Genomic DNA, 12797 nt, shown 5'->3' with positions numbered 1-12797 from the left:
ATGGTACAAGTAAGCGCATTCTGACCACTTTGCTACCACAGGTCGTGCATGTCTAAACCCTCTTTTGAATCGACACTTAGCCACGCGGCAGCTCACGGCGGCCTGCGCGGCATTGCCCAGCGGTTGGTTAAACACGGTGTGTTAAGCGATGCACAAGCGGCCACCGCACAGTCGACGGCCTCTGATCTCGAAATTTCGCTGCTTCAACACGTTATTGAAAGCGGGCTGGCCGACCCTGTTGCAGCTACCGTAGCAGCGGGATGGGAGTATGGTCTTCCGGTTATCGACCTTGAGGCGCTGCGCCTTACTACGCTGCCACCCGCCGCCGACTACCCCGTTAAAGTATTACAAAATCTTAATGTGCTGCCCCTGGCCCGCCATGGCCACCGCCTAACCGTCGCGGTGCCTTATCCAGCAACGCTTACCCAGCTAGATGAGCTCCAGTTTGCCACAGGATTAAGCATAGAAGGTGTGCTTGCCCCGGTGGATCAAATCACTGTTGCACTTAATAACTATCTCGCCCAGAACGAACGCGGCATGTTGGATGAGCTAGATGGCATTGACGACGCGGTGAGTTCGTTAAACATTGTACAAAACAGTGACGGCAACGAAGTTCCTCTTGAGGAAGCGTCGCAGAGTAGCGAAGATGCGCCCATCGTTAAGTTTGTTAATAAGATTTTATTAGACGCCATTCGCCAAAGGGCCTCTGATATTCATTTCGAGCCTTATGAAACGCTCTACCGCGTCCGTTTTCGCGTTGATGGCATGCTGATTGAAGTTGCTAGACCGCCCTTTGCCATGCGCCACCGTATTGCGGCTCGCCTTAAAATTATGGCTCGGCTGGATATTTCGGAGCGCCGTCTACCCCAGGATGGCGCGATAAAACTCAAGCTCTCGCGAACGCGCTCTCTCGATTTTCGGGTTAACTCGCTACCTACGGTATACGGTGAAAAGCTGGTGCTGCGGATTTTAGACCCTACGGCGGCTCAGCTAGGCATTGAGCAGTTAGGTTTCACCGATGAGCAGCGCGCTCTGTATGAACATACGCTTAAACAGCCCCAGGGCATGATTTTGGTGACGGGGCCGACCGGCAGCGGTAAAACCGTTTCGCTTTATACGGGGATTAATATCCTTAATAAAGTAGAGCGCAATATTTGTACGGCTGAAGACCCCGTAGAAATCAAAGTAGATGGCATTAACCAGGTAAACATTCTACCCAAGATCGGCCTCGACTTTGCCAGCGCCCTGCGCGCCTTCCTTCGCCAGGACCCGGACGTTGTGATGGTGGGAGAAATACGCGACCTGGAAACAGCGGACATTGCGGTAAAAGCTGCCCAAACCGGCCACTTGGTGCTCTCTACGGTGCATACTAACTCGGCAGCCGAAACACTCACACGATTAGCCAATATGGGCGTTTCGTCCTTCAACATTGCAAGCGCCGTTAGTTTAATTATTGCACAGCGCTTAGCGCGTAAACTTTGCCACCATTGCAAAGAGCCCATTGAAATACCGCGTAAGGCGCTTCAAAAAGAGGGGCTAAACAATGAGGAGATTAACCAAGCCACCCTATATAAAGCCGTGGGTTGTAAACACTGCACCCAAGGTTACAAAGGGCGGATTGGTATCTATGAAGTTGTTCCCATTACAGAATCGATGCGTCAGCTCATCATGCGCGATGCCAATTCGCTAGAAATTGACCAGCAGGCCCGCAGGGAGGGCTATCCCAGTCTCCATCGCAGCGGCCTATTAAAAGTCATGCAAGGTATCACCAGCCTTGAAGAGATTAACCGCGTAAGTAAGGAGTAAGGCATGGCTAAACGTGCTCGTAGGCGCCAAACTCCCGCCATCAAGTTATCGCGCTGGAAGTGGATAGGCAAAGGCCCCCAAAACAGAACGTTAAGTGGCGAAATGATCGGCCGCAGCAAAGCGGAAGTCACCGCAGAACTCGCCAAACAAAATATTGATATTCGGCGTATCAGTAAAAAAGGTAGCATTGGCGGCAACGGCCGCATCAACCCTAACGACATCATGGTGTTTGCGCGTCAAATGGCCACCATGATTCGAGCAGGCATCCCACTTTTACAAGCGCTTCAAGTAGTCGCTGAAAGCCTAAAAAAACCCGCCATGGTGGCCCTGATACAGCAAATGATGAGCGATGTGTCTTCTGGCGCTAGCTTCTCGGATGCGCTTCGCCAACACCCAAAACATTTTGACCGCCTGTTTGTTAACTTGGTAGATGCTGGTGAACAAGCAGGCGCCCTAGATCAAATGCTGGATCGCGTTGCAACCTATAAAGAGAAAGTAGAATCCCTGAAAGCACGTGTTAAAAAGGCACTGTGGTATCCCACTGCGGTCATGGCGATTGGTATTGCGGTTACCATGCTGCTTCTGGTGAAAGTGGTACCTGAATTTGAAAGTATGTTTCAAAGCTTCGGGGCGGAACTACCTGCGCTTACGCAAATGACGGTAAATCTATCGAAGCTTGCCCAGCAGTACTGGCTAACAGCATTTGGCGCGCTGGTAGCGGCCATATTCTTGCTTAAACAAGGCATCCAGCGTTCACCAAATATCGCTTACCGCATGCATGCATTACTACTTCGATTACCGATTATCGGCGACATCATGCATAAATCTGCGGTTGCGCGTTTTTCTCGCACATTGGCCACCACATTTTCTTCCGGTGTCCCACTGGTAGAAGGGTTAGACACAGCCGCCGGAGCAACCGGCAATAAGGTTTACGAACACGCCGTGGTGCAAACTCGCCAAGACGTGGCGACGGGGCAGCAATTACATTTTGCGATGCGCATGACAAATCGTTTTCCAGCCCTGGCGGTTCAAATGGTCAGTATCGGTGAGGAGGCAGGCTCTTTAGATGCCATGCTGAATCGAGTGGCAGATTATTACGAAGAGGAAGTTGATAATAAAGTGGATGCACTCACATCGTTAATGGAACCCGTTATTATCGTTGTGTTGGGCTTATTAGTCGGCGGTGTTGTCGTGTCCATGTACTTGCCAATTTTCAATTTAGGCTCTGCGTTATAGCCGTTTTCTACATGCGCTGCCCACGGTGGCCTCTCCTATTTTCAGGCAGTTAAAAAGGACATTTATGTATCTCCCTTCACCGCTCGAGTGGGCGCCTGCTCTTCTACTCGGGCTTTGTTTTGGCAGCTTTTTAAATGTGGTGATTACTCGCCTACCGGTCATGCTGATGAGGCGCTGGCGCAATGAAGCCCTAGCTTCGCTGGAGTTTCCGGCAGAAACAGCGCCCCGCTTTAATCTCGCAACCCCTGGCTCGATGTGCCCGCGCTGCGAGCATCCGATTGCGTGGCATGATAACTTACCGCTGCTTGGCTGGTTAAAACGGCGCGGTAAGTGCGCAAACTGCCAATCTCCCATTAGTGCACAGTACCCACTGGTTGAACTGATGGGCGGGCTATTAGCGGTGGCCGTTGTGGCGCTTTATGGCACAACAGCAAGCGCCCTGTTTATTTATGCGGCCTGTTTAACACTTTTGGCGCTGGCGGTTATCGATTTTCGTACGTATTTGCTGCCGGATATGTTAACCCTGCCCTTGCTCTGGGCGGGCTTGCTCTATCAGCTGCTCTTTCAGCCCATTATGTTGCCCAGCGCGGTAATCGGCGCCATGGCTGGCTACTTAATCCTCTGGAGCTTTTACTGGCTGTTTAAGCTATTAACGGGCAAAGAGGGTATGGGGTTTGGCGATTTTAAGCTGCTAGCGGCGTTAGGCGCCTGGGTCGGTTGGCCCATGCTGCCATTACTGTTGATCGTATCGGCAGGCATTGGTGCCCTTGTGGGCTTGGCGGCGCAAGCCAGCTCCCCTCATTTGCGCGGCCAGCCGCTGCCTTTTGGCCCTTTTCTAGCCCTGGCGGGTTGGGTTTGCTTATTAGCGGGCGATGAGCTGATGGCGCTCTATACGTCACTGCTATATTAGCATTGGTCATTTCGTCCATCTTACTGTGGCCAGCTATTATCTATGCCCATGACGATAGCAGCGCCACTATTTAGGGAACAGCCATGATTGTTGGGTTAACAGGCGGTATCGGTTCCGGTAAGTCTACCGTTGCTCGGGCGTTTGGTTCGCTGGGAATCGGCTGGGTAGACGCCGACGATGTGGCCAGGGAAGTCGTCATGCCTGGCGAACCAGCGCTAGCGGCTATCAGAGAACACTTCGGAAATGATGTACTGCACGCTGACGGCACGTTAAACCGTGCAGCTTTGCGCAGCATTGTGTTTGACAACCCTACCGAGCGCAAATGGCTGGAGTCGGTGACCCATCCTCGCGTGCGCGAACGCATTCTCGTACATCTAGAGCGCTTACAGCGCCAATCACCTTATGTGCTGCTGGTATCGCCGTTGTTATTTGAGTCAGGCCAAGACAAGCTGGTGGATCGCACCGTTGTAGTCGATGTGCCCGTTGAGCTGCAGCTTTCGCGGACACGTGCGCGAGACGACGTGAGCGAGGCTCAAGTGCATGCTATTCTCGCCGCCCAGCTTCCCCGTGAAGAGCGCCTTACTAAGGCCAATGATGTTATTGATAACAGCGGAGACCATGCTTCGATGATGCAACAGGTAACGCAGCTTGATCAGCACTACCGAAATAAATACCTCTAGCTCAAGGAGAGTTCTATGCCAACACCCGCTAACGATGCACCGCTAGAGGTCGCTTGCCCTCAATGCAGCAAGCCAGTCGTCTGGAGCCCAGAGAGCGCCTACCGCCCTTTTTGCAGCAAACGATGCCAGCTGCTTGACCTAGGCGCTTGGGCGGAAGAGTCTCACCGCATTTCGGGCGAATCCGCGATGGATGAAGCCGATTTGGACGCGCTGCTTGCCCAAGCGGATAGAGACGCCCCGCTCTCTTAGCCCATGAGTGTTCTGCCATGAACGATAATGCCCTGCCCGTTTACCACTTGCTGCATGAGCTGGATGCCCGTTTCGATGACCTGATGGCAGCTATAGATCATGCAGCCACTTATTATGAGCAGCAGCAATCAGCCACATGGCACTTTCAGCCCTACCCTGGGGGTAGGTCTTGGCTACGCCAAGCCCTGCTCGATATGTGGCATCAGCAGGGCCAAGATGGGCGCGAGACGCGTAACTACATTGCGCTTATCGCAGCAGATGATGAATTACTTGAAAAGTTTACGGCGGTTAACCGCGCTAAAGCACACATTAGCGACCTGCTTCAGCATATTAAACAGGCACAGCCAAATACACTCAGCCAAGCCAAACACCGCTTGCCTCAACGCCACCCAGACGTGGATAACGTGCTGCGTCAGGGTGGCTTGGCGCGCTTGCACCTTAAGCAGTGTTGGCGGCACCTTCCTATTGCCCCGGCACCGGTATCGCGCGTTCGCTTTGCTTGGTATAGCAGTGGCCGCTCAATAAAAAAAAATTACCGTACAAGAAGCAGAGCAAAAACTCTTGCAGTTAGATACCGACTCGCCACATATCCGCATTCAGCTACGTAGACTAGCGGGAATACCAAGCAGCGAACCGCTAGCACAGGTACAAAACCAAGCCCCGCTCATGCGCGGCAACCTGTTTTTTACAGAACCACTAGAAGACGGCCATACCCGGCGCGCATTAAATATTGCCATGCCGCTTATTGTTCCCGCCCCTGAAAATCGCTTGCCACATATTAAAATGCCGCCCCTAGAGCCGCCCGCGCAGCGTACGCGGGCAAAGCGTCGGGATGAAAAGCTGGAGAGTGACGTATTTCTACCCAGCTTGCGGGTATATCGCTACCGTTAGTGCCCACTGTCACTTTGGGCGGGCATGCGATCCATCTCCCATAGGCCGTAGGCCAATAGCGTCTGTATCAGTTCGCTTACCCCCGTCTCTGATAAATCATACTCCTTCAGCAAGGCCTTTAAGCGCTGGCTGAAAAGCAGATCCTGTTCCTTCTGTCGCTCAGCCTGATCATCAGCCTCGAGCGCCGCTAAAGAGCGTACAGGGGGCCCTGTTGGAATATCAAAGTCACTATCAGGATCTTCCAACTGACGCAATGCTTGCGCAAAGGCGTCATCCAGCTCACGAAACTTACGCAGCTTTTCACGCTCATCCAGTTGTTTTTGAACCTTTTGATATTTCATCGATGTTTCATTTACACCTTACTTGGGATGGTCGATATGTCTGCAAAACAGACTTTATTTACAAAAAAAACTATGCACAAACGCGTAAACTCCCATAGCAAACTTGCCTTTGCTTCAGCTTAGCAGCATAAAGACACCATCGTGATGAAGCCACTAATCGGTAATAATGATTATCCGGCTATCTATCGAACGTCAAACGCATCACGTTCCATCACGAGCCATGGATGGCCGCTCTGTAGATAACACTCAAACACTGGTGGCAACGATAAAAGTCATGGACCACCAGGTTACCAGCAACAACAAGCACCGGGAGGGTGCATTACAGGCAAGCTATCAACTGACCTGTATGACTCACGCATGGGAGGCCAGATAATGTTCAATGCAATGTCGCGAGCTGAGATCTGGCTACAGGACACGCTTGACCAATCGCTAAGTATAGAAGACCTTGCTAATCACTTGGGATATTCAGCGTCACAGATACGGCGGCAATTTCGTCACTGCTTCAACACCTCTCCTAGCGCTTATCGTGAGCAGAGGCGCTTAGAGCGAGCAGCGGTCTTGCTATCGCTTACCCCACAAAATATAGCGCATATTGCCATTCGCTGCGGGTATGCAAACCATTCATCGTTTTCGCGCGCATTTCAGCGGCGCCATCAGCTGACGCCTAGGCATTATCGCCAGTCTTTTAGCAGCGTGCGACACCTACAGTAGCGCTACCTGACCTGCTCGCAGACAAAGTTGACGCCCTTGAGGCAGGCGCTAAGGTACGCAAGTCAAGAACTGACATTGGTCTCTATTTAACCCACACAGCAAATACAGAAAATTTAGCCCTACCAGTTGCTTACCGGCGCATTGAAATTCCTGCACAACACTATGCAAAAACCTGCTTTGATGATTTTGATGAGCTATCAGATGCATTGACATCAACGCTACTGCCGCTGCTCAATCAACAACATCGCTTTCACATTAGTGGAGAATCCCCACGGATTTTATGGCATCCCGATCACTTAGAGCTGCGGGTGCCACTACTGAGAGAAGCAACGCACATTTATTGAACTGGTTGATGCTGAACTAGTGGCTGGCTAGTCCGCAGCGCCAAACCCTGCTGACTTCCCAGCCAGTCTTCTAGGTCGCTGCTTGAAACTAACCCTCTAAAAACAAAACCGGCATTTCTATTAGAAATGCCGGTTAAACTACTTAGTCTTCCATGCGCACGAACCAGGACTCGACAGCTTCATCACCATGCTCATCTTTCCAGCTACGCAGACCTTTATGGTTCCCACCACGGGTTTCGATCACTTCACCAGTATGCGGGTTCTTATAGATTTTTAAACGACGCTTACGGCGAGTAGAGGCGGCCGGCGCTGCTTTGGCACTGCGCTGATCAGTAGTCGGATCCAAAAGCGCAATTACATCTGCAGGACGCTTACCAAACTCGTTCATCAGTGCTTCAAGTTTAGCTTTAAACTCAAGCTCGCTTTTCAGGCGCTGGTCGCCTTCAAGACGCTGCAGCTCTTCTTGAAGCTGTTTAAGCTGCTGCTCTTTTTGAATGTAGTCGTTTAACAGTGACATAGGAAACCCTTTTAGCTTGGTTTTAACTGCGATGGCATTCAGCTGGGAAACTCAATACCGATTAGTTCAGGATGCGGACACATTATTGCCTTAAACTCTGTAATTGACAACAGTCTAGTTCATTTTGGTCCATTTACTAAACAATTTTACAATCCACAATAGCGCTTTAAAGCCTTTGCTTATTAACCCAATCATCCACTTACTTCTGACTAAGCCAACAAAGAAAAGTGTGTAAAATTTTTGCAAAAAAAAACGCCGCCCTTTTGGGCGGCGTTTTAGTAGGAAAAACTAATAATTTAGTCTTGACCCATCTGCTGCTTGATCAGATCACCGATAGTGGTCGGGCCACCTGCTGCTTCCGGCTCTTGGTCACGCAGTTTCTTCAGGTTCTGACGAGTGTCGTCTTGCTCTTTCGCTTTCACCGACAGATTGATCTGACGGCTCTTACGATCGACGCTGACAATACGCGCTTCAACGCTGTCACCTTCGTTCAGCACATTGCGTGCATCTTCAACGCGGTCTGCGCTAATTTCAGACGCTTTAAGAATGGCAATAACGTCAGTTGCCAGCTCAACGTGTGCTTCTTTAGCGTCAACTTCTACAACGCGACCGGTAACAATGCTGCCCTTGTCATTCACTGACAGGTACTCAGCAACCGGATCGGAATCCATTTGCTTGATACCCAGGGAGATGCGCTCACGCTCCGGGTCGATAGACAGAATAACGGCTTCTGCTTCGTCGCCTTTCTTGAAGTTGCGAACGGCTTCTTCGCCAGTCTCTGTCCAAGAGATGTCGGACAGGTGAACCAAACCGTCGATACCGCCTTCAAGGCCGATAAAGATACCGAAGTCAGTGATTGACTTGATGGTACCGGAAACACGGTCGCCCTTGTTGTATTCAGCGTTGAACGTTTCCCACGGATTAGCAGTGCACTGCTTGATACCCAGAGAAATGCGACGACGCTCTTCATCGATATCAAGAACCATCACGTCAACATCATCGCCCACTTGAACGACTTTAGACGGATGAATGTTCTTGTTGGTCCAGTCCATTTCAGACACGTGAACCAGACCTTCGACACCCTCTTCCAGCTCAGCAAAGCAGCCGTAGTCCGTCAGATTAGTGACGACCGCGTGCACTTTGGTGCCTTCCGGGTAACGCTCTTTGATGTTGACCCACGGATCTTCGCCCAGCTGCTTCAGACCCAGTGAAACGCGGTTGCGCTCACGGTCGAACTTCAGCACTTTGACGTTAATTTCGTCGCCAACGGCAACGATTTCAGACGGATGCTTGATACGCTTCCAAGCCATATCGGTGATGTGCAGCAGGCCATCAACGCCGCCCAGATCAACGAAGGCGCCGTAATCGGTCAGGTTCTTAACGATACCCTTGATTTGCTGACCTTCTTGCAGAGTGGCCAGCAGCGCTTCACGCTCGGCACTGTTTTCTGCTTCCAGCACGGCACGACGCGATACAACGACGTTGTTGCGCTTCGGATCAAGCTTGATGACTTTAAAGTCCAGCTCTTTGTTTTCCAGATGTGCCGTGTCGCGAACCGGACGAACGTCAACCAGAGAGCCCGGCAAGAAGGCACGGATAGAGTCGACATCGACAGTGAAGCCGCCTTTGACTTTACCGTTGATCACGCCCTTGACGATTTCGTCTTTCTCGAAGGCTGCTTCCAGAATTTTCCAAGCTTCTGCGCGCTTGGCTTTTTCACGGGACAGACGCGTTTCACCGAAGCCATCTTCAACGGCTTCCAGTGCAACGTGAACGTCGTCACCGATAGCGATGGTCAGTTCACCATTCTCATCGCGGAATTGTGCCGCAGGGATCTGACCTTCGGATTTCAGACCAGCGTTAACGGTAACCCAGTCACCGTCAATGTCGACAACCTGAGCCGCGACGATAGCGCCTGGCTCCATGTTGATGTCGTTAAGAGACTGTTCAAACAGTTCAGCAAAGCTTTCGCTCATGGTTTTCCTACGTGATCAACGTTGTTGAGGCATAACTGCCTTCTCCGTACCACCAGCGAGTACGGGCCTAATGTCACTCTGCTTTTGGAGGCGTTAGCGCTGGTTAGACCTGACCGGGCTCACTGATATGGAGTTATCGCCCTGCCACGTCGTGACACCTTTCCAAAAACGCCGCAAGGGAGAATCAAATGCCGTTAGACATGCCGCGTTGGGCAAGCAGTTCGGTCAGCCGATCAACCACTTCCGGTATGCTCAGGCGCGTGGTATCAAGCGTAATGGCATCATCTGCCGGCTTGAGAGGAGCCACACTGCGTTGCGTATCGCGTGCATCGCGTGCCTGAATCTCCTTTAAAAGACTCGACAGACTAGCATCCACCCCTGCTTCCTGCAACTGTAGATGCCTTCTGCGAGCCCGTTCTTCGGCGCTGGCGGTGAGAAAAACCTTCAACGGCGCCTCGGGAAATACGACAGTTCCCATATCGCGGCCGTCTGCCACCAGCCCAGGTAATTGGCAAAAATCTCGCTGGCGCTGAAGTAGTGCTGCGCGCACACTAGGCAGCGCTGCGACCTGAGAAGCAAGTTCACCTGCTTGCTCGGTACGAATCACCTGCCCAACGTCTTCGCCCTCTAACAAGGTGCAAGGCTGACCATCTACCACAGGAAAGGCAACATCTAGCTTAGTGGCAATCGCTGCCAGTGCCGCCTCATCATCTAGGGCGACATGATGCTTGACGGCCGCCCGGGCCGTTAGACGATAAAGTGCCCCACTGTCTAATAGGTGCCAACCTAAACGCTCGGCCACAAGGCTGCTAATCGTGCCTTTGCCAGCACCGCCGGGGCCATCGATTGTCAGCACAGGTACCTTAGCGGTCATTAGCACCCTCCACGCTAACACTCATACCAATGCGCTGCGCCAGCGCAACAAAATCCGGGAACGAGGTAGCGACATTCGCACAGTCGTCAATAATGATTTCATCACCTGCGCGTAGCGACGCAATGGCAAACGCCATAGCAATACGGTGGTCGCCCAAGCTATCGATACGGCCGCCGCCATAGCTCGGCACGCTGTCGTTGCCGTTACCAATAATATCGATACCGTCTTCCACCACCGTATGCTCAACGCCAAGCACAGCAAGGCCATCGGCCATGGCCTGGATACGGTCGGACTCTTTCACCCGCAGCTCTTCCGCGCCGCGCAGGCGCGTCGTGCCATGAGCATTGGCCGCCGCGATGAATAGCGCCGGGAACTCATCTATAGCCAGCGGCACTTGATCGACGGGAATATCAATACCTTTTAGGGGCGCGTAACGAATACGAATATCCGCCACTGGCTCGCCACCCACTTCACGTTCGTTTTCAAGCGTTAAGTCGGCGCCCATCAATTTCAAAATATTGATCACACCAATGCGGGTTGGATTGATACCTACATGCTCTAACGTGATATCCGAGCCCGGCGTAATGGCAGCTGCGACAAGGAAGAACGTCGCTGACGAAATATCGGAGGGCACATCAATCGACCCAGCCGTTAATTGTCCGCCACCTTGTAGCCAACAGGTATCCCCTTCGCGTGAAACGGCGTATCCAAAGCCGTTAAGCATACGCTCGGTATGGTCACGGGTAGGAGCTGGCTCGCGCACGCGGGTTTCACCTTCGGCATAGAGCCCAGCAAGCAGCAGGCATGACTTTACCTGCGCGCTGGCCATCGGCATGTCGTAGTAAATACCTTTCAGCGGCGCACCGCCGTGGATCTTTAACGGCGGACGGCCGCCTTCGGCGGTATCGATGGTAGCACCCATCAGACGCAGCGGATCTGCCACACGCCCCATCGGCCGCTTAGAGAGCGACTCATCGCCGGTCAGCTCGCTATCGAAAGATTGGCCCGCCAGCAAACCGGCAAAGAGCCGCATAGCCGTACCGGAGTTGCCTACATAGAGCGGCCCTGCGGGCGCTTTCAAACCCTGCATGCCCACACCGTGGATAGTGACTCGCCCCTGGTGAGGCCCCTCAATGGCCACGCCCATCTCGCGAAAAGCTTGTAGAGTCGCTAGGCTATCCTCACCTTCCAAGAAGCCTTTTACTTCCGTCACACCTTCCGCCAGAGCACCCAGCATAATAGAGCGATGGGATATGGATTTATCGCCCGGCACGCGAAGACGGCCTTGCGCTTGGCCGCCTGGCTGCACGCGATAAGTCACTTTACCGTGTGGTTGCATATGATATTCCGCCTGATAACTGGTTTTATTCAATAACGTATCAAAATAGTGTCGCGCGTGGCTGGCACGATCAAACGTTGCAATTAGCGCATCGCTATCACCGCTTTCAACGGCGCAACGAAGACGCTTTAACCCTGCTTCAAAGTCGTCTAGTGACGACAGCACTGCTTCTCGGTTGGCGATAAAAATATCCCGCCACATGACCGGGTCGCTGCCTGCAATACGGGTAAAATCACGAAATCCGCCCGCAGCGTAACGAAAAATATCCAGCCGCTCATCCTGACGCGCCAGCGTATCCACTAGAGAGAACGCCAAAAGGTGCGGCAGGTGACTCGTGCGTGCCAGCACCTGATCGTGGCGCTCGACGCTCATTTGCAAGACTTCTGCACCACACGTCTGCCAGAGCTTTTCCACGCGTGCTAGTGCATCAGCATCGACGTTAGGTTCGGGCGTCAGAATCACTTTGTGATTAACATAAAGCGTCGGGTTGGCCGCTGCCACACCACTCTTTTCTGAGCCCGCGATAGGATGCCCTAAGACGATATTAGGTAATACGTAACCAAACACGCGTTCGGCACACTCACGAATGGTGGCTTTGGTACTACCCACATCGGTGATCACTACATCATCAGCCGCGTTAGGAAGCGCCTGGGCCAGCGCGGTCATCACGCTTTCCATTGCCAGTACGGGCACTGCCAGGACCACCATGGAAACATCATCCAGCAGCTCAGCTAGCTGCGTGCCGCCAGCGTTAACAAGCCCCAGCTCAATACCCAGAGCAATCTCGTCTTTATTAGGGTCGCAGGCAATAATTTCCCCGGAAAAACCAGAAGCGCGCAGCGCCGCTGCTAGCGAACCACCAATTAAGCCCAGCCCGACGATTAAAATTCGCGGTTCATGACACACTTCACGCCCAGCACCTT

The 12797-nt window shown here is 52.5% G+C and carries 11 protein-coding genes and 1 pseudogene; 7 read left to right on the top strand and 5 right to left on the bottom strand.

Features of this window, described 5'->3' with window-relative positions:
- Nucleotides 1-48: 48 nt before the first annotated feature.
- The 6 genes and pseudogenes from pilB to A3220_RS08720 all read left to right on the top strand — a co-directional run bounded on the left by pilB (nucleotide 49) and on the right by A3220_RS08720 (nucleotide 5772).
- On the top strand, nucleotides 49-1806 hold the full coding sequence (pilB, locus tag A3220_RS08745) for a type IV-A pilus assembly ATPase PilB (RefSeq protein WP_062360739.1): 1758 nt from the start codon (nucleotides 49-51) through the stop codon (nucleotides 1804-1806).
- A 3-nt stretch (nucleotides 1807-1809) separates the two neighbouring features.
- Nucleotides 1810-3042 carry a type II secretion system F family protein gene (locus A3220_RS08740; RefSeq protein ID WP_062374433.1) on the top strand — a complete coding sequence of 411 codons (1233 nt, stop codon included), beginning with the start codon at nucleotides 1810-1812 and terminating at the stop codon, nucleotides 3040-3042.
- A gap of 64 nt (nucleotides 3043-3106) precedes the next feature.
- Nucleotides 3107-3952: an A24 family peptidase gene (locus A3220_RS08735; RefSeq protein WP_062374431.1), complete on the top strand. Its 846-nt coding sequence runs from the start codon at nucleotides 3107-3109 to the stop codon at nucleotides 3950-3952.
- 83 nt (nucleotides 3953-4035) lie between these two features.
- Entirely contained in the window at nucleotides 4036-4632 is a 597-nt protein-coding gene (gene coaE / locus A3220_RS08730) for a dephospho-CoA kinase (protein ID WP_062374429.1), read from the top strand.
- A gap of 15 nt (nucleotides 4633-4647) precedes the next feature.
- Nucleotides 4648-4881 carry a DNA gyrase inhibitor YacG gene (gene yacG / locus A3220_RS08725; RefSeq protein ID WP_044627963.1) on the top strand — a complete coding sequence of 78 codons (234 nt, stop codon included), beginning with the start codon at nucleotides 4648-4650 and terminating at the stop codon, nucleotides 4879-4881.
- A 17-nt stretch (nucleotides 4882-4898) separates the two neighbouring features.
- Nucleotides 4899-5772 (top strand): annotated as a pseudogene (locus A3220_RS08720) (DNA replication terminus site-binding protein).
- Here A3220_RS08720 and A3220_RS08715 read toward each other — a convergent pair.
- A complete protein-coding gene (locus A3220_RS08715; RefSeq protein ID WP_062374427.1) occupies nucleotides 5769-6113 on the bottom strand; it encodes a hypothetical protein in 345 nt (114 codons plus the stop codon). The pseudogene A3220_RS08720 and the gene A3220_RS08715 sit on opposite strands and share 4 nt — an antisense overlap.
- Before the next feature lie 357 nt (nucleotides 6114-6470).
- Between A3220_RS08715 and A3220_RS17900 the strand changes: the two genes are divergently transcribed.
- A complete protein-coding gene (locus tag A3220_RS17900; RefSeq protein ID WP_354702732.1) occupies nucleotides 6471-6824 on the top strand; it encodes a helix-turn-helix transcriptional regulator in 354 nt (117 codons plus the stop codon).
- 486 nt (nucleotides 6825-7310) lie between these two features.
- On the opposite strand, the gene A3220_RS08710 is transcribed toward A3220_RS17900, so the two are convergent.
- The 4 genes from A3220_RS08710 to A3220_RS08695 form a co-directional block, all read right to left on the bottom strand.
- A complete protein-coding gene (locus tag A3220_RS08710) occupies nucleotides 7311-7685 on the bottom strand; it encodes a histone-like nucleoid-structuring protein, MvaT/MvaU family (protein ID WP_062374425.1) in 375 nt (124 codons plus the stop codon).
- 296 nt (nucleotides 7686-7981) lie between these two features.
- On the bottom strand, nucleotides 7982-9661 hold the full coding sequence (gene rpsA, locus A3220_RS08705; protein ID WP_044627967.1) for a 30S ribosomal protein S1: 1680 nt from the start codon (nucleotides 9659-9661) through the stop codon (nucleotides 7982-7984).
- Between the two features lie 184 nt (nucleotides 9662-9845).
- Nucleotides 9846-10535 carry a (d)CMP kinase gene (gene cmk, locus A3220_RS08700; protein ID WP_044627968.1) on the bottom strand — a complete coding sequence of 230 codons (690 nt, stop codon included), beginning with the start codon at nucleotides 10533-10535 and terminating at the stop codon, nucleotides 9846-9848.
- A complete protein-coding gene (locus A3220_RS08695; RefSeq protein WP_062374483.1) occupies nucleotides 10525-12780 on the bottom strand; it encodes a bifunctional prephenate dehydrogenase/3-phosphoshikimate 1-carboxyvinyltransferase in 2256 nt (751 codons plus the stop codon). The genes cmk and A3220_RS08695 overlap by 11 nt, the downstream gene beginning before the upstream one ends.
- Nucleotides 12781-12797: the final 17 nt, after the last annotated feature.

It is taken from the genome of Halomonas sp. KX33721 (assembly GCF_001596805.1).
In the GTDB taxonomy this organism is placed as follows: Bacteria; Pseudomonadota; Gammaproteobacteria; order Pseudomonadales; family Halomonadaceae; genus Vreelandella; species Vreelandella aquamarina.
This window is presented reverse-complemented; position numbering and strand designations above follow the sequence as displayed.

What these genes read in the sequence shown, in the direction of transcription:
- cmk (WP_044627968.1), bottom strand. Translation starts at nt 10,535, where the DNA reads ATGACCGCTAAGGTACCTGTGCTGACAATCGATGGCCCCGGCGGTGCT.
- A3220_RS08735 (WP_062374431.1), top strand. Translation starts at nt 3,107, where the DNA reads ATGTATCTCCCTTCACCGCTCGAGTGGGCGCCTGCTCTTCTACTCGGG.
- rpsA (WP_044627967.1), bottom strand. Translation starts at nt 9,661, where the DNA reads ATGAGCGAAAGCTTTGCTGAACTGTTTGAACAGTCTCTTAACGACATC.
- A3220_RS08710 (WP_062374425.1), bottom strand. Translation starts at nt 7,685, where the DNA reads ATGTCACTGTTAAACGACTACATTCAAAAAGAGCAGCAGCTTAAACAG.
- A3220_RS08715 (WP_062374427.1), bottom strand. Translation starts at nt 6,113, where the DNA reads ATGAAATATCAAAAGGTTCAAAAACAACTGGATGAGCGTGAAAAGCTG.
- A3220_RS17900 (WP_354702732.1), top strand. Translation starts at nt 6,471, where the DNA reads ATGGGAGGCCAGATAATGTTCAATGCAATGTCGCGAGCTGAGATCTGG.
- pilB (WP_062360739.1), top strand. Translation starts at nt 49, where the DNA reads ATGTCTAAACCCTCTTTTGAATCGACACTTAGCCACGCGGCAGCTCAC.
- A3220_RS08740 (WP_062374433.1), top strand. Translation starts at nt 1,810, where the DNA reads ATGGCTAAACGTGCTCGTAGGCGCCAAACTCCCGCCATCAAGTTATCG.
- coaE (WP_062374429.1), top strand. Translation starts at nt 4,036, where the DNA reads ATGATTGTTGGGTTAACAGGCGGTATCGGTTCCGGTAAGTCTACCGTT.
- yacG (WP_044627963.1), top strand. Translation starts at nt 4,648, where the DNA reads ATGCCAACACCCGCTAACGATGCACCGCTAGAGGTCGCTTGCCCTCAA.